This window comes from Rhodanobacter spathiphylli B39 (genome assembly GCF_000264295.1).
GTDB lineage: Bacteria > Pseudomonadota > Gammaproteobacteria > Xanthomonadales > Rhodanobacteraceae > Rhodanobacter > Rhodanobacter spathiphylli.
This window is the reverse complement of the sequence record NZ_AJXT01000004.1, coordinates 530,942-547,042: the sequence shown is the minus strand read 5'-3', so window position 1 is coordinate 547,042 and position 16,101 is coordinate 530,942. Positions and strand designations below refer to the sequence as shown.

At 64.3% G+C, this 16,101-nt stretch carries 12 protein-coding genes and 3 tRNA genes; 6 read left to right on the top strand and 9 right to left on the bottom strand.

The features are described from left to right. The first annotated feature begins 196 nt into the window (after positions 1–196). From ppsA to UU7_RS03230, 3 genes are all read left to right on the top strand, one after another. A complete protein-coding gene (gene ppsA / locus UU7_RS03240; RefSeq protein ID WP_007805300.1) occupies positions 197–2,569 on the top strand; it encodes a phosphoenolpyruvate synthase in 2,373 nt (790 codons plus the stop codon). A gap of 39 nt (positions 2,570–2,608) precedes the next feature. Further along, complete coding sequence (locus UU7_RS03235; protein WP_238530870.1) at positions 2,609–3,667, top strand: TetR/AcrR family transcriptional regulator; 1,059 nt, start codon at positions 2,609–2,611, stop codon at positions 3,665–3,667. Positions 3,668–3,784: 117 nt separating this feature from the next. Then, positions 3,785–5,173, top strand: a complete 1,389-nt coding sequence (locus tag UU7_RS03230; RefSeq protein WP_007805297.1) for an outer membrane protein transport protein — start codon at positions 3,785–3,787, stop codon at positions 5,171–5,173. A 71-nt stretch (positions 5,174–5,244) separates the two neighbouring features. On the opposite strand, the gene UU7_RS03225 is transcribed toward UU7_RS03230, so the two are convergent. Next, positions 5,245–5,946 carry a PP2C family protein-serine/threonine phosphatase gene (locus UU7_RS03225; RefSeq protein ID WP_007805295.1) on the bottom strand — a complete coding sequence of 234 codons (702 nt, stop codon included), beginning with the start codon at positions 5,944–5,946 and terminating at the stop codon, positions 5,245–5,247. Between the two features lie 111 nt (positions 5,947–6,057). Between UU7_RS03225 and UU7_RS03220 the strand changes: the two genes are divergently transcribed. Then, positions 6,058–6,147 (top strand) — tRNA-Ser (locus UU7_RS03220). 356 nt (positions 6,148–6,503) lie between these two features. Here UU7_RS03220 and dnaQ read toward each other — a convergent pair. From dnaQ to UU7_RS03205, 3 genes are read right to left on the bottom strand one after another with little or no spacing between them, the layout of a single operon-like run. Next, the gene (dnaQ, locus tag UU7_RS03215; RefSeq protein ID WP_007805293.1) at positions 6,504–7,208 is read right to left on the bottom strand and encodes a DNA polymerase III subunit epsilon; all 705 of its coding nucleotides are present in this window, start codon (positions 7,206–7,208) and stop codon (positions 6,504–6,506) included. Continuing rightward, a complete protein-coding gene (rnhA, locus tag UU7_RS03210) occupies positions 7,205–7,648 on the bottom strand; it encodes a ribonuclease HI (RefSeq protein ID WP_007805291.1) in 444 nt (147 codons plus the stop codon). The genes dnaQ and rnhA overlap by 4 nt, the downstream gene beginning before the upstream one ends. Beyond that, on the bottom strand, positions 7,641–8,360 hold the full coding sequence (locus UU7_RS03205) for a class I SAM-dependent methyltransferase (protein ID WP_007805289.1): 720 nt from the start codon (positions 8,358–8,360) through the stop codon (positions 7,641–7,643). Before UU7_RS03205 ends, rnhA begins: the two co-directional genes overlap by 8 nt. Positions 8,361–8,607: 247 nt before the next feature. Between UU7_RS03205 and gloB the strand changes: the two genes are divergently transcribed. Beyond that, positions 8,608–9,372: a hydroxyacylglutathione hydrolase gene (gloB, locus tag UU7_RS03200; protein WP_007805287.1), complete on the top strand. Its 765-nt coding sequence runs from the start codon at positions 8,608–8,610 to the stop codon at positions 9,370–9,372. 200 nt (positions 9,373–9,572) lie between these two features. Next, a complete protein-coding gene (locus UU7_RS03195) occupies positions 9,573–10,568 on the top strand; it encodes a transglycosylase SLT domain-containing protein (protein WP_007805285.1) in 996 nt (331 codons plus the stop codon). Positions 10,569–10,674: 106 nt separating this feature from the next. Here UU7_RS03195 and UU7_RS03190 read toward each other — a convergent pair whose 3' ends face one another. The 5 genes from UU7_RS03190 to lon all read right to left on the bottom strand — a co-directional run bounded on the left by UU7_RS03190 (position 10,675) and on the right by lon (position 15,982). Then, the gene (locus UU7_RS03190; RefSeq protein ID WP_007805283.1) at positions 10,675–12,576 is read right to left on the bottom strand and encodes a SurA N-terminal domain-containing protein; all 1,902 of its coding nucleotides are present in this window, start codon (positions 12,574–12,576) and stop codon (positions 10,675–10,677) included. A gap of 139 nt (positions 12,577–12,715) precedes the next feature. Beyond that, positions 12,716–12,792, bottom strand: a tRNA-Asp gene (locus tag UU7_RS03185). Positions 12,793–12,802: 10 nt separating this feature from the next. Further along, positions 12,803–12,877, bottom strand: a tRNA-Val gene (locus tag UU7_RS03180). Between the two features lie 19 nt (positions 12,878–12,896). Next, the gene (locus UU7_RS03175) at positions 12,897–13,169 is read right to left on the bottom strand and encodes an HU family DNA-binding protein (protein WP_007511239.1); all 273 of its coding nucleotides are present in this window, start codon (positions 13,167–13,169) and stop codon (positions 12,897–12,899) included. A 341-nt stretch (positions 13,170–13,510) separates the two neighbouring features. Continuing rightward, the gene (gene lon, locus UU7_RS03170; RefSeq protein ID WP_007805281.1) at positions 13,511–15,982 is read right to left on the bottom strand and encodes an endopeptidase La; all 2,472 of its coding nucleotides are present in this window, start codon (positions 15,980–15,982) and stop codon (positions 13,511–13,513) included. Positions 15,983–16,101: the final 119 nt, after the last annotated feature.

Here is a 16,101-nt window from a genome sequence, read left to right as displayed (position 1 = left end):
ATCGCCACCGCCAACCCGGCTGCCAGAAATTTACCGCCAGCTGACTGGTATCGGGTTGGAATGGCATCTGCCTGCAATGGTCTTCTTGTGCTGCGCACCATCCGCAGCGGACAATACCAGTTCTTTGCAACCCGCTCCGGGCCTGCATGTCGCGTCCATTCCACTCTTCGCAACGCTTCCTCAGAAGGAGACACCCTTGAACGATCTGGTGCTTTGGCTCGACCAACTGCGCATGACTGACCTGGGCAAGGTTGGCGGCAAGAACGCCTCGCTGGGCGAGATGATCGGCAACCTGGCCAAACTGGGTGTCTCCGTGCCGGGTGGTTTCGCCACCACCGCCGACGCGTTCCAGCAGTACCTGGAAAAGAGCGGCCTGGCCAAACGCATCCAGGAACGGCTCGCGTCGCTCGATGTCGACGACGTCGACACCCTGGTCGCTGCCGGCAAGGAAATCCGTGGCTGGATCGTCGACACCGCCCTGCCCGCCGAACTCGAACAGGCGATCCGCGCGGCCTACATCAAGCTTTGCAAGGACGCCGGCGCCGACGACATCGCGGTCGCGGTGCGCTCCTCGGCCACCGCCGAAGACCTGCCCGACGCCTCGTTCGCCGGACAGCAGGAAACTTTCCTCAACGTGGTCGGCATCGACGACGTACTGCACAAGGTCAAGGAAGTCTTCGCGTCGCTGTACAACGATCGCGCGATCGCCTATCGCGTGCACCAGGGCTTCAAGCACGAGGACGTGTTCCTGTCCGCCGGCGTGCAGCTGATGGTGCGCTCGGACGTGGGCGCCTCCGGCGTGCTGTTCACGCTGGATACCGAGTCGGGTTTCCGCGACGTGGTATTCGTCACCGGTTCGTATGGCCTCGGCGAGATGGTCGTGCAGGGCGCGGTCAATCCCGATGAGTTCTACGTGTTCAAGCCCACCCTGCGCGAAGGCAAGCCGGCGGTGCTGCGCCGCAACCTCGGTGCGAAGCAGTTGCGCATGGTCTACTCCAGCGCCCCGGGCGAACGGGTCAAGACCGAAGACACGCCGACCGACCTGCGCAACAAGTTCTGCATCAGCGACGAGGACGTGCAGGAGCTGGCCCGCCAGTCGCTGATCATCGAGAAGCATTACGACCGGCCGATGGACATCGAGTGGGCGAAGGACGGCCACACCGGCAAGATCTACATCGTGCAGGCACGCCCGGAGACGGTGAAGTCCCGTTCGCACGCCACCCAGCTCGAGCGCTTCCATCTCAGCGAGAAGGGCAAGGTGCTGGCCGAAGGACGCTCGATCGGCCAGAAGATCGGCGCGGGCAAGGCACGGGTGATCCGTTCGCTGTCCGACATGAACAAGGTGCAGGCCGGAGACGTGCTGATCGCCGACATGACCGATCCCGACTGGGAGCCGGTGATGAAGCGCGCCTCGGCCATCGTCACCAATCGCGGTGGCCGCACCTGCCACGCGGCGATCATCGCCCGCGAACTGGGCGTGCCCGCCGTGGTCGGCACCGGCAATGCGCTGGAGCTGGTCCCCGATGGCGCTGACGTCACCGTGTCGTGCGCCGAAGGCGACACCGGCACGATCTACGAGGGCATCCTGAAGTTCGAGCGGATCACCGCCGATCTGGGCGACATGCCCGAGGCGCCGCTGAAGATCATGATGAACGTGGCCAACCCCGAGCGCGCGTTCGACTTCGGCCAGTTGCCCAATGCCGGCATCGGCCTGGCCCGCCTGGAAATGATCATCGCCAGCCACATCGGCGTGCATCCGAAGGCGCTGCTGGAATACGCCAGGCAGGACGCCGAGACCAAGGCGAAGATCGACGAGCGCATCGCCGGCTATGCCGGTCCGGTCGAGTTCTACGTCGATCGCCTGGCCGAAGGCATCGCCACCATCGCCGCCTCGGTCTATCCGAAGCCGGTGATCGTGCGCCTGTCGGACTTCAAGTCGAACGAGTACGCCGGCCTGCTCGGCGGCTCGCGTTACGAGCCGCACGAAGAGAATCCGATGATCGGCTTCCGTGGCGCCAGCCGCTACGTCGACCCGAGCTTCTCCGAGGCGTTCGGACTGGAGTGCAAGGCGGTCAAGCGCGTGCGCGAAGTGATGGGCCTCTCCAACGTGTGGGTGATGATCCCGTTCGTGCGCACGCTCGGCGAAGGCCGCAAGGTCATCGATGTGCTGGCGAAGAATGGCCTCAAGCAGGGCGAGCACGATCTGAAAGTGATCATGATGTGCGAAGTGCCGTCCAACGCCCTGCTCGCCGACGAGTTCCTCGACATCTTCGATGGCTTCTCGATCGGCTCCAACGACCTCACCCAGCTCACCCTGGGTCTGGACCGCGATTCGTCCATCGTCGCCAGCCTGTTCGACGAACGCGACCCGGCGGTGAAGAAGCTGCTGGCGATGGCGATCAAGACCGCGCGCGCCAAGGGCAAGTACATCGGCATCTGCGGTCAGGGCCCGTCCGACCATCCGGACCTGGCCGAGTGGCTGATGGAACAGGGCATCGAATCGTTGTCGCTGAATCCGGACACGGTCGTCGATACCTGGCTGCGCTTGGCCAAGAAGAAGGCCGACTGAGGACAATGTCGGCCATCCGCTGACGCGATTTGCCATGCAGTGCAGCAAAAGGGCCGGATTCATCCGGCCCTTTTGCTGTTTGGCGCTCCCGACTTGATACGCCGGATCAAGCCCGTGCACGGCCCGCAAGGATCGCCGGCTTCAACGCCCCCTTCCCGCAGTCATCTCTTCGGCATCTTGCACTGCAGCTTGCCCGCCCTGCGGCCCACCGGTAGCTTCCATACACGTGTTTCAATCCTTGATTTGAAGCAGGCGTCAGCTACCTGGCTGGGCCATCACGGGGCAAGCTTCTTGAGTCCGACGCAGCGAACCAATCCCAGTGACACCCGCAAGCGGCTGCTCGACGCCACCGAGTGGCTGTTCATCGAGGGTGGCTACGAAGCGATGTCGCTGCGCCACATCACCGCCAGGGCTGGCGCGAACCTGGCCGCGGTGAACTACCACTTCGGCAGCAAGGAGGCGCTGGTCCAGGAGCTGTTGTCGCAACGACTGGATCGCCTCAACCGCGAGCGGCTGCAATTGCTGAGTGCGTGCGAGCGCCAGCGACCGGAAGGTCTGGATGCCCGCGCCGTGCTGGCCATGCTGTTCGTGCCGGCTTTCCGGCTCAGCCATGGCAGCGCCTCGGGACCGGCCTTCATGCGCTTGCTGGGCCGGGTCTACAGCGACCCCTCGCCGTTCATCCAGGATTTTCTGCAGCAGCATTACCGATCGATTTCCGGGCGCTTTTTCGAGGCGTTCGCGCGCGCCCTGCCCACGCTTCCCCGGGGCGAACTCGGACTGCGCCTGCATTTCGCCCTGAAGGCGCTGTCCGGCATGCTGGCCGGGGAAGACATGCAGCAACTGATCGCCAGCATCAGCAAGGGCGAGGCCATCAACGACACCGAACTGCTGGCGCGCCTGATCTCGCTGGTGTCCCCCATCCTCACCGCCCCGTCTGGAAACACGGAGCAGATCAAAGTGATCGAGCAGGTGTTGCAACAGGATCAGGTGACAGCCGAAGCCACCCGCACGACACCACCGGCCGCCGATACGGATTCACGGCGCCAGGGCATTCCGCCATCCACCCTCTGGATCCAGGACGGGAGGCCTGCGTCCTGACCAAGCGACACCGTGCCACCTTCCCGATACGTGCTGCCCCATCATCACCACACAAAACCAGAAACCATCGCCGCGGATGCGTCCCATCCCGGACCTTTTTGTCACAGGAGAACCCACGTGGACCGTCAAACCTTGCAAAACCTCTCCCGTCTCGGCACCAAGGCCAGCCTCGCCCTGGCCGTTGCCGGCGCACTCGCCATGCCGCTGGGCGCGCAGGCCGGTTCCTTCCAGCTGCCCACCGACAACGCCGCTGGCTGGGCGCGCGCCAATGCGGGCGGCTCGCTGTTCGCGAACGATCCGACGGCGGTCTACAACAATCCGGCGGCGATGGCGTTCTTCGACGGCACCCTGGTCCAGTTGACCGGCACCGGCATTCGCCCCAGCGCCAAGTTCGAAGGTTCGTTCCAGGACCAGCAGGGCAACCCGACCACCGGCAACAACCCGGATGGTTTCGGCAAGTTCATTCCGTTCCCGAACATGGCATTTGCCACCAAGGTCAATGACCGTCTGGCACTCGGTGCCAGCGTCACCGTGCCCTACGGCCTGGTCAGCGAGTACAACCCGACCTGGCAGGGCCGCTACTTCGGTACCAAGACCAGTGTGCAGTCGATCGCGCTGAGCTTCTCGGCCGGCTTCAAGGTCAACGACCAGTTCTCGATCGGTGCGGGCATCGTCGGTCAGCGCACCAAGGCGCAGCTCAACACCATGCTCGATCCCTACGGTTCGGCTGCCGGCCTGCTGGGCGCGCCCATCCTGGGTGCCCCGCAGAGCGGCGACGTGCAGCTCAACGTTGACGTGAAGAAGAAGTTCGCCTTCGGCTACTTCGCGGGTTTCGAATTCAAGCCGACCGCGCGTGACAGCATCGGCTTCAGCTATCACTCCGAGATCAAGCAGACCCTGAGCGGCAACTACGCCATGTACGGCAGCCAGGCCTCCAAGGATCTGATCGCGCTGGCTCCGGTGGTTTTCCCCAACGCCGGCCTGCCCGCGCTCAACGGCGATGGCGACAAGGCCAGCGCCGAATTCAACATGCCGGCATTCGCCAGCCTGGACTGGCTGCATGCATTCAATGACAACTTCAGCGTTGCCGCTGGCGTGAAGTGGACCGACTGGTCCAACTTCAAGCAGCTGACACTGACGTCCAACGGACAGACTCTGGTCAGCCTGCCGCAGGCATACAAGAACGTCTGGGTCTACTCGATCGGTGGCGACTACAAGTTGAACTCGCAGTGGACGCTGCGCGCCGGCATCGGCTACGACGAAAGCCCGTCCAACATCATCAGCCGCGACCCGCGCATCCCCGACGGCTCCCGTCGCCTGCTGGGCTTCGGCCTCGGTTATCAGGCCTCTGACAAGTTCGCGGTGGACTTCGGCTATCAGCACCAGTTCGTCAGCGATGCCCGGGTCAAGCAGACCAACCAGGCTGCCTTGGGCTACGGCACCATGGACGGCAAGTTCAAGGACCACGGTGACGTCGTCAGCCTCACCGGCACGTATCGTTTCTGATCACGTTGCCCAACAGGAAAAAGGGGCCGCGAAAGCGGCCCCGTTTTTTTGTGCCATCACCGGTCCGCGCTTCAGCGCGAACGCACGATCAGGATCGTGACGTTGTCGTCGCCGCCGCTGTCCAGCGCACACAGCAGCAGCTGGTCGACGCACTCCTGTGCCGAGAGGTCGGCGCGGGCCATCTTCTGCGCGATGGTGGTGTCGCTGACGCCTTCGGTCAGCCCGTCGCTGCACAGCAGGAAGCTCATGCCGGGCTCGAGCTTGCCCCGCGCCATGCCGATGTGCAGTTGCTCGATGGCGGTGACACCCAGCGCCTGAGTGAGCACATTGCGTTGCGGATGTTCCGCCGCCTGCGCCGGGTCCAGCTGTCCCGCCTCGACCAGCGCCTGAACCAGGGAATGATCGTGGCTGACCTGCCGCAGGCCCTGCTTCCACTGGTAGATCCGGCTGTCGCCGACCCAGGCCACTTCGTGGCTGTCACCCTCCACCCGAAGTGCGGCAATGGTGGTCCCCATGGGCAGGATGTCGAAGCTGTCGCGGGCGCACTCGAGCAGGCTCCCGGCCGCGCCACGCACGGCCTCCAGCAGGCTGCTCCCCTCCCTGACCTGCTGCACGACCTGATCGCGCACCAGCGCCGAAGCGACTTCGCCATGCTGGTGGCCACCCATGCCGTCGGCCACCAGGAACAGGCCCAGTGAAGCATCGGCATAATAAGTGTCTTCATTGCGCGTACGACGCAGGCCGACGTGCGTTCCGTGTCCGAATTCGATCATGGGTATTCAATGGAGGCGAGCCGTAGCAGCATGCCGGAAGACAAGGTTGTTGTCACGGCAAGTTCGCTCGCGTATGATTCCCGGCTCGCATGAGCCACCATGCAACGCACCGGAGAGGTGGCAGAGTGGTCGAATGTACCTGACTCGAAATCAGGCGTACGTGTAAGCGTACCGTGGGTTCGAATCCCACCCTCTCCGCCAGAAAAGCAAAACGCCCCCTCGTGGGGCGTTTTGCTTTTCTGGCGGTGACGGCTAGGTGAGAGCCCACCGGGGTTACTCGGCGCATCCTGCGCCTCGCCCTGCGGGCCATCGGCTATGCCGATGTTCGACTACGGCATCCTGCCTTCGTCGTCGACAAATTTGCCAGGAGCTTGTTGGACAGCCGCAGGCTGGCCCCGTAGCGCGCAGCGCGAAGGGGTTCGGCCCAAGGATGGGCCGAACAATCCCACCCGCGCGGCGCCGCATCGTCCTTCGCACGCGCCTTGCTTTTCCGGTAGTAACACGGCAGTGGGAAATCGACCAGGGTTAACCGCTACACCCCTTACCCCGCCAACCAATCAAGCTCCCCGCCAAACACTCACCCCACCCGCACTCTTGTCCAGCGCATCCAGCCTCTGCTCGTGCAGGACCAGTTCTTCCGGCGATGCGTGCAGGACCCGTGGCCGCGCATGCAGCACCACCGGCGCCACAACCATCACGTCATGCTGCTCGGCGGCGCCTTCGAAACCCAGGTCGAACGCCACCTGCCCGGATGTCATCGCCAGATAGACGTCGGCCAGCAACTGGGCATCGATCAGGCCGCCGTGGAGGTCGCGGCGGGAGTTGTCGACGCCCAGGCGCTTGCACAACGCATCGAGGCTGTTGCGCTGGCCGGGATAGCGCTCGCGGGCCATCGCCAGCGTATCCAGCACCGTGCAGCGGTCGCCGATCCTGCCGGCGCCGTTGCCCAGCCGCGCAAGCTCGGCATCGAGAAAGCCGATGTCGAAACTGGCGTTGTGGATGATCAGCTCGGCGCCATCGATGAAGGCCAGGAACTCCTCCACCACCTCGGGGAAACGCGGCTTGTCGAGCAGGAACTCGTCCTCGATGCCGGTGACCAGGCGGGCGCCTTCGTCGATGGCCCGGTCCGGATTGAGGTAGGTCTGGTAGTGCCGGCCGGTAAGCCGGCGCTCGACCATTTCCACACAGGCGATTTCCACCAGCCGGTGTCCCTGGCGGACTTCTAGGCCGGTCGTTTCGGTGTCGAGGACGATCTGCCTCATGCCCGGCCCTTCATCGATTCGGCCTGCTCGCGCGCGGCCTGGTCGACCCGTTCGTTCTCGGCGTGGCCGTTGTGGCCCTTCACCCATTTCCAGCGCACCTGATGGGCGCCTACGGCATCGAACAGGCGTTGCCACAGGTCCTGGTTCTTCACCGGCTTCCTGTCTGCGGTGCGCCAGCCATTGGCACGCCACTTCGGCATCCATTGTTCGATGCCCTGCATCACGTAACGGGAATCGGTAGTCAGGATGACCCGGCAGGGCCGGGTCAGGGTCTCCAGCGCACCAATCGCCGCCATCAACTCCATCCGGTTGTTGGTGGTGGCCGGCTCGCCGCCGGCAACCATGCGCTCGCTGCCCCTGGCGCGCAGCAGGGCGGCCCAGCCACCGGGTCCGGGGTTGCCCAGACATGCGCCATCGGTAAAGGCTTCCACTTCACTCATCGTCTTTTGCAATTCCTGAAAAAATCTGGAGCGACGCGCCACGGCGCGCCGCCGGAGAAAGCTGGCCGTTTGCCGGCACCCGCACCTGTTGCGGGAGCAAGCGCAGCAGCGTCACGGATCGCCGGTGCTTCCGCGCCACCAGCAGGTAACCTCCACCGAACACTCCGGCAGGGCTGCGCCGCGGCGCGGCAGCGCCCGGCCAGATGCTGCCGATCCGCAGCACCCGCTCGACCAGCAGGCCGTCGCGCTCAAGGCGGTGGCGCAGCCGCCACGGCATCTGCAACGCCGGCGACCTGCCGCGGGCGTGCCAGCGCAACCACGCCGACCAGCAACCCAGCGGATGCACGCCGGTCAACGCCAGCGTGCCACCGGGCGCCAGCACCCGAACGAGTTCATCGAGCAACGCGGCGGGATGCGATGCCAGTTCCAGCGCCTGCCGCACCAGCACAAGTTCGAATGCATCGTCGACGAAAGGCAGCGGTTCGTCTGCCCTGGCACGCAGGTCGCCATCGTAGCCGCCGTCGCTCACCGCCAGCGAGGTCCAGCAACCCAGCAACGGCAAGGCCGGCCGGGGATACCGGGGGGATGCATCCAGCAGCAGCCCATGCGTGCCGACACAACGCTGCAGCCCCGGCTTCAATGCCTGGCTCTGCTCTTCCAGCAAACGAAGCATGGGTGGGCTGGAGTAGACCTCGTCATCGCGATGCTGCATGCAAACCGGTCCGGCATCTGTTGCTTTACACAGTGTAACGGTTGCGGCCATGACTCAGCAGGTTGCTCGTCGAGCGGAACTGCCGCACACAGCTGAACGGTCGACCGGGTACTTAACGACTGCCTAACGAGTCCGCCGTAGCGTCAATTTATAGTCGACCGCTTAAAGCGCGCCCGGGATGGCCGCGTCTGTCGTTCCACAACAAGTTCCCACGCCCTGGGGACTTTCCCAACGCAGCGGATCCCTCGTGCACCTCCTTCCGTTACCGGCCCTGGCCGACAACTACATCTGGCTGTTGCATGACGACGACGGAAACGCCGTCGTGGTCGACCCGGGCGATGCAGCCGTTGTGGAACAGGCGCTGACGGCGCGAGGGCTGCGGCTGCGCGCGATCTTGCTCACCCATCATCACCCCGACCACGTCGGCGGGATGTCCGCCCTGCGTGCACGTCACGGGGTCCCTGTCCACGCACCGGTTCACCCGGATATCGGGCAGCCTTTCCAGCCGGCGATCGATGGCGATCGCATCGAGCTGGGCGCGCCATCCATCCAATTCGACGTCATCGCGGTTCCGGGGCACACCCTCAGCCATATCGCCTTCGTGGGAGCCGGCCTGCTGTTCTGCGGCGACACCCTGTTCAGCATGGGCTGCGGCCGCCTGTTCGAAGGCACGCCGGCGCAGATGCTTCGCTCGCTGGATCGCCTGGCGCAACTGCCCGCCGACACGCTGGTCTGTGCCGGACACGAATACACCGAGGTGAACGGACGATTCGCGTTGGCCGTCGAACCGGCCAACGCCGAACTGGCAAGACGAATGCTGGACGTGGCCAGCCTGCGCGAAAGCTCCCGTCCCACCCTGCCGGTTCGGCTTGGCAACGAACTGGCCTGCAACCCCTTCCTGCGCGTCGACACCAACGGTGTCGTTGACTGGGCGCAGCGGCAAGGCTGCGGCGGAGATCGCGTGGCGCGATTCGCCGCCCTGCGCCATGCCAAGGACGATTTTCGCGCATGAAGCTGGCCATCCGAATCCTGCCGGCGGCCCTCTGCGCACTGTTGGCGGCATGTGCCAACGCACCGTTGCAGCCGGCTGCCGGTCCCGTCGAAATCCCCTCTTCCGCACCTGCACCGCTGCCACCGGTGCCGGACATCGAATCACCCGCAGCACAGCCAGCAGGCGCCGATGTCTGGACACGACTGCGTGGAAGCTTCGCGATGCCGGGCTGCGATGCCGACCCGGCCGTGCTGGGATGGGCCAGGCAATACACGCGCCATCCGAAACAATTCGAGAGCCAGCTGCAAGCGGTGTTGCCACGCCTGGTCTACGTGCAGAAAGTGGCCGAAGACTACGACGTGGCCGGCGAGTTCGTGTTGCTGCCATGGGTGGAAAGCCACTTTCGTCCGATTGCCGCGCGCAAGCATCGTCCCGCCGGCATGTGGCAGCTGATGCCGGTCACCGCCGGGTCGCTGGGACTGCGCGTGGACCGCCACTACGACGGCCGCCTCGACGTACCGGCCTCGGCCAATGCCGTGATGAAACTGCTGGAGCAATATCACAAGCAGTTTGTCGACTGGCGGGTGGTCGACTATGCCTACAACGCGGGGGAGTTCGCCATCCGCAAGGCCATCAGGACGCATGGCACGCCACCCGAACAGCCGGCGATTCCCCGGCTGCCGGTGCGCAAGGTGACCCGCGAACACCTGACCAAGTTGCTGGCGATCGCCTGCGTCGTGCGCGAGCCGGCCCGCTTCAACGTCAGCTTGCCGACCTTGCCCGGCGAGCAGCGTCTGGTCCAGGCCGATGTGCCGCACGCGATGTCGATGGCGCAGGCTGCCGATCGCGCCGGCATGACGCTGGACGCACTGAAGCGGCTTAACGGGGCGTTCGGCAGCAACATGGTCGATACCGCGGCCGCTTCGTATCTCATGATGCCCGCGGCACATGCGCGCCGTTTCAATGACGTTCCGCTCGAGCTTGCCGACAGCAACAACGGCGGCGACCTGCTGCGTGCGCCTCCTGCCGATACTCCGGCGCCCAGCTCCACGGGCGACGCAAGCCTGCTTCGGAAGCACACCGTCAAGCGCGGCGACAGCCTGTGGCAGATCGCGCACACCTACGCGGTCAGCGTGGACCAGCTCAAGCGCTGGAACCATCTCGGCAACCACTCGCTGAAGCCCGGTCAGACGCTGCAGATCAGCGCTCCGAACTGACGCCATCGCGGACCGGCCTTCCCGGGCACGGGGCCGCGTTGTCCGGAACAGGAAAAGGACGACCGAGGTCATCCTTTTCCTTCAAGCGATGCAGAAGCGCCGGTGCCTACAGCCTCTGCTTGTTGATCTTGATCTCGGTTTTCGCCTTGAGGTGGTCGATCAGTTCGCGGGCTGCCTCGTAACCGTAAGCCTGCGCCATCTGCTGGCGCAACGACTCGCGCTGCTCCGGCAGCAGCTTGGTCAGATCGCCGTCCTGCACCTTGTCCACCGCCAGCAGGGCATAGTTGCCATCCAGCATGTCCACCGCGGCAAACTGCGGCTTGTTGTCCGCCGGATGCGGCATCAGGAAGGCCCGGGTCAGCAGGGGCGCGGGCACCTGGGCATGCCGAACCACCTCGCTCACCGTCGTGACGGCCACGCCAAGCGACTTGGCCACCGCATCCATCGCTTCGCCCTTGTGCAGGCGCGCGAGGGCTTCGTCAGCCTGCTTCTTTTCGACGGCAGCCATGCGCTCATCGAGAATCTTCTGCTGCACATCGGCACGCACTTCGGCCAGCGGCATGGCCGCAGCCGGAACGTGCTGGTCGACATGCAACACCAGCGAATGGTTGTTGCCCAGATCGATCAGGGCCGAATTGTTTCCCTGCACCAGCACGTCGTCACTGAAGGCCGCGGCGATCACCTTCGGATTCGCCGCCACGCCTTCGCCACCCTGGCGCGAAAACAGCGCCGTGGTCTTGATCGGCAGTTTCAGCGCCACCGAGGCAGGCTCCAGCGAAGTGGGGTTCTGATAGGTGTTGTCGGACATCTTGCCCGCGATGTCGTTGTAGTTGCGGTCGCGATCGGCCGCCGTCGCTTCCTTGACCAGCTGGTCGCGCACTTCCTCGAACGGCTTCGACTGGCCGCTGCGAACATCGCGCAACCAGATGATGTGGTAACCGTCGGTCGACAGCACCGGCTTGGAGATCTGTCCCTTCTGCAGCGCGAACAACGCCGAATCGAACGCTTCGTTGGTGACGCCCTTCTCGAGCCAGCCGAGATCACCGCCCAGACGGCGCGAACCCAAGTCCTGCGAATCCTGCTGGGCCAGCTTGGCAAAATCGGCGGGGGTCGCTTCCGCGGCGATCTTGTCGGCCTTGGCCAGCGCCTCCTTCTGCTGTTCCGGCGTGGCGTTCGTCGGCACGTTGATCAGGATGTGGGAAACGAGGCGCTGCTCCGGCTGCACGAAACGCTGCTTCTCGCTGGCATAGCGCTTGCGCAGATCCTCGTCGCTGGGCTGCGCGACCAGAGGCAGGTCTGCACCGACCACTTCGATGTACTTCACCGAGACCATCTCGGGCTTCATGTAGTCGGCCTGGTGCGACTTGTAGTACGCCTCGATCTCGGCATCGCTCACCGTGCCGTTCTCCAGCGTCGGGCGCTGCAACACGAAGTAGCGCAGGTCACGGCGCTGGTTCTGCAGCTTCAGGAACTGGTCGAGACGGGCGTCGCTGACGATGGTGCTGGCGTTGATCGCCGAGGGCAGCAACTGGATCGCCAGTGACGAACGAATTTCCCGCTCGAACATTTCCGGCGTCTTGTACTGGCTGGTCAGCCACGCCTGGTAGCTGGTGCCGTCGAACTTGCCGTTGACCTGGAACGCGGGAATGGCAGCGATGTAGTCGCGCACCGCCAGGTCGGGCACGCGCAGCCCCCAGTCCTCGTTGGCCTGCTGCAGCAGTTGCTCGTCGACCATGCCGTCGAGAATGCGCAACTTGGTCTCGGGCTTCTCGAAGGAGCTTGAATCGAACTGCTCGCCCTGCTGGGCGACCTGCTGCTGACGCACCTGGTTCACGCGGTCCTGGAACGCACGCTGGTCGATCTCGTGCTTGCCGACCTTGGCCACGTAGGCTTCGTCGTGCGACATGAAGTAACTCTCCATGCCGAACAGCGACATCGCAAAGACGCAAACCCCCAGAAGGATGATGGACGGCCATCCATGCATCTTGTTACGCATTGCCTGCAGCATCGAAATCTTCCCGCAAGATGGTGAAAGCGCATGACGCGCGTGGCTCAAGTCGGCAAACCGGCCCGTGCCGTCCGGTGTCGCAGGACGCGGACGAACCGCTCAAATGACAAGGGCGCCACACGGGCGCCCTTGCGAACTGTGGCGGAGTGGACGGGACTCGAACCCGCGACCTCCGGCGTGACAGGCCAGCATTCTAACCAACTGAACTACCACTCCGCATTTTTTCTGGTGGGTGCTGTAGGGATCGAACCTACGACCACCGCCTTGTAAGGGCGACGCTCTACCGCTGAGCTAAGCACCCGAAACCAAGCGTCAGCCGCTTAGTTTAGGGCATCCTTCAACGTCTTGCCAGCCTTGAACGCAGGCACTTTCGACGCCTTGATCTTGATCGCTTCGTTGGTGCGCGGGTTGCGACCGGTGCGGGCAGCACGCTTGCGCACGGTGAACGTGCCAAAGCCGACAACCGAAACGTCCTCGCCCTTCTTCAACGACTTCTGCACGGTCTCGAAAAAGGCTTCCAGAGCGCGGCCAGCGTCGGCCTTGGTCAACTCGGCCTTCTCGGCAATGGCATTGATCAGATCGGTTTTATTCATTGAGAAAACTCCCTCGTTCGGATTTCGTCGGCGCGGTCGTTCCGGAGAACCCGACAGCGCCGGCATGGATGGTTGGCTCGCAGGATGCCATGACGCAACCCCGCATCGCTGCGCTGACGAACAACGCCGGGACTGCGGTAGCGCCTTTATACCAGTGCGTTGCAGGAAGGCGCAACACAAGCCACAGCAACGTTTTCGCAAGATCTGGACGTTGTCGATCCGCTTGCAAAACAAGTACCGAACGACTAGGGCGAACTTCGCCGAACGGTGACGAACACGCAAAAGAACGCCACGCGCGAGCGTGGCGTTCCTGGAGTACTCGGGCCTGGCTGACGCTGAACCTAGTGGGTCAGCGAATGGGCTTCCGTCGAATCGCCGGAAACGGCGGCGGGAGTGTCGGCCTTCGCCGTGCTTGGCTGCAGCGGGCGCTCCAGGGCGATGTCCAGCACTTCGTCGATCCAGCGCACCGGATGGATCTGCATGGACGAGGTGATGTTGGCCGGCATGTCGGCAAGGTCCTTCTTGTTGTCCTCGGGGATGATCACCGTGGTGATGCCCCCACGGTGCGCCGCGAGCAGCTTCTCCTTCAGTCCGCCGATCGGCAGCACCCGACCACGCAAGGTGATCTCTCCGGTCATCGCGACCTCGGACCGCACCGGCACCCTGGTCAATACCGACACCAGTGCCGTGCACATCGCGATGCCCGCGCTGGGTCCGTCCTTCGGCGTGGCGCCCTCCGGCACGTGGATGTGCACGTCGAGTTTCTGGTGGAACTCCGGGTCGATGCCGAGCTGGTCGGCACGGGCGCGCACCACCGACAAGGCCGCCTGGATCGATTCCTTCATGACGTCGCCGAGCTGGCCGGTATGCACCAGCCGTCCCTTGCCCGCCACCACCGACGCTTCGATGCTGAGCAACTCGCCGCCAACCTGGGTCCAGGCCAGGCCGGTGACCAGCCCCACCTCGTTCTGCAGTTCCTTGCGACCGAAATCGAACCGCCGCACGCCGAGGTAGTGGTCGAGGTTGGCCGACGTCACTTTGACCTTGTCCGGAGCAGCCTTCGCCTTGCCCTTGGCGGTCTTGGCCGCAGGCTTGCCCTTGGCTTTCCTGACCTGCCCCAGGGTCAGTTCCTTGACCACCTTGCGGCAGATCTTGGAAACCTCGCGCTCCAGGTTGCGCACACCCGACTCGCGGGTGTAGTAGCGCACGATGTCACGCAGCGCTTCCTCGGTGACGCTGAGTTCCTCGGGCTTCAGGCCGTTGGCCTTCAACTGCTTGGCCAGCAGGTACTTCTGCGCGATGCCGAGCTTCTCGTCCTCGGTATAGCCGGGGATGCGAATGACCTCCATGCGATCGAGCAATGGGCCGGGAATGTTCAGCGAATTGGCGGTGGCGATCCACATCACCTCGGACAGGTCCAGGTCCACTTCGAGATAGTGGTCGTTGAACGCGTGGTTCTGTTCCGGGTCGAGCACCTCGAGCAGCGCCGAGGACGGATCGCCACGGAAATCCATCGACATCTTGTCGATCTCGTCCAGCACGAACAGCGGGTTCTTCGCGCCGACCTTGTTGATGTTTTGCACGATGCGGCCGGGCATCGAGCCGATATAGGTGCGCCGGTGCCCGCGGATCTCGGCCTCGTCACGCACGCCGCCCAGGCTCATGCGGACGAACTTCCGGTTGGTGGCCTTGGCGATCGACTGGCCCAGCGACGTCTTGCCCACGCCCGGCGGTCCGACCAGGCACAGGATCGGCCCCTTCATGACCGACACGCGCTGCTGCACGGCGAGATATTCGAGGATCCGCTCCTTGACCTTCTCCAGGCCGAAGTGATCGGCATCCAGCACCTCCTGGGCCAGCTGCAGGTCCTTGCGCACCTTGCTGCGCTTCTTCCACGGCACGCCGACCAGCCAGTCGAGGTAGTTGCGCACCACGGTGGCCTCGGCCGACATCGGCGACATCTGCTTGAGCTTGCTGAACTCCTGCCGCGCCTTGGCCAGCACCGGCTTGGGCATGCCCGAGCCCTCGATCTTCTTCTGCAGCTCCTCGACTTCGTTGGGGCCGTCCTCGCTGTCGCCCAGCTCCTTCTGGATCGCCTTCATCTGCTCGTTGAGGTAATACTCACGCTGGCTCTTCTCCATCTGCGACTTCACGCGGCCGCGGATGCGCTTTTCCACCTGCTGCAGGTCCATCTCGCCGTCGACCAGGCCGATCAGCAGTTCCAGCCGCTGGCCGACGTCAGCAGTCTCCAGCACCTTCTGCTTGTCCGCCATGCGCACGGACAGGTGCGCGGCGATCGAATCGGCGACCCGCGACGGATCTTCGACACCGGACAGGCTGGCCAGCACTTCCGGCGGCAGCTTGCGGCTTTGCTTGACCAGTTGCTCGAACAGCGAGATCAGCGTGCGCGAAACCACGTCGAGCTCGCGCTCCTTGGCGTTGTAGACCGGCTCGATCACGCGCGAACGCGCGGTCAGCATGCCGTCCCGTTCCCTGAAGTCCTCGACTGACACGCGCGACTGGCCCTCGACCAGCACCTTCACCGTGCCATCGGGCAGCTTCAACAGTTGCAGCACCCCGGCCAGCGTGCCGATCTGGTGCAGGTCGGAAATCTCCGGATCGTCGATATCCGGACTCTTTTGCGCAACCAGCAGGATCTGCCGCTCGCCCTCCATGGCGCGCTCCAGCGCACGCATGGATTTGTCGCGACCGACAAACAGCGGAATCACCATGTGCGGGTAAACCACGACATCACGCAACGGCAATACCGGCAGAGCGTCCAGCGCAGCAGGAAGGGGGGCGTTCTTGGCCATGAAAGAGGGGTCCCTCGGTCGATTGTGCGTTCAACCCGACACTGCGCCGGGCATCCCAACTCGTCAAGTGGAGGCGACGGCCAACCTAGTCAAGGTTCGCGGTCAGCCGAAAAAGAAAC

Bases quoted from the DNA above. Each gene is read 5' to 3' on its own strand.
- UU7_RS03190 (WP_007805283.1), bottom strand. From the start codon at position 12,576: ATGCTGCAGGCAATGCGTAACAAGATGCATGGATGGCCGTCCATCATC.
- dnaQ (WP_007805293.1), bottom strand. From the start codon at position 7,208: ATGAGGCAGATCGTCCTCGACACCGAAACGACCGGCCTAGAAGTCCGC.
- rnhA (WP_007805291.1), bottom strand. From the start codon at position 7,648: ATGAGTGAAGTGGAAGCCTTTACCGATGGCGCATGTCTGGGCAACCCC.
- UU7_RS03175 (WP_007511239.1), bottom strand. From the start codon at position 13,169: ATGAATAAAACCGATCTGATCAATGCCATTGCCGAGAAGGCCGAGTTG.
- UU7_RS03225 (WP_007805295.1), bottom strand. From the start codon at position 5,946: ATGATCGAATTCGGACACGGAACGCACGTCGGCCTGCGTCGTACGCGC.
- UU7_RS03195 (WP_007805285.1), top strand. From the start codon at position 9,573: ATGCCGGGCTGCGATGCCGACCCGGCCGTGCTGGGATGGGCCAGGCAA.
- UU7_RS03205 (WP_007805289.1), bottom strand. From the start codon at position 8,360: ATGCAGCATCGCGATGACGAGGTCTACTCCAGCCCACCCATGCTTCGT.
- lon (WP_007805281.1), bottom strand. From the start codon at position 15,982: ATGGCCAAGAACGCCCCCCTTCCTGCTGCGCTGGACGCTCTGCCGGTA.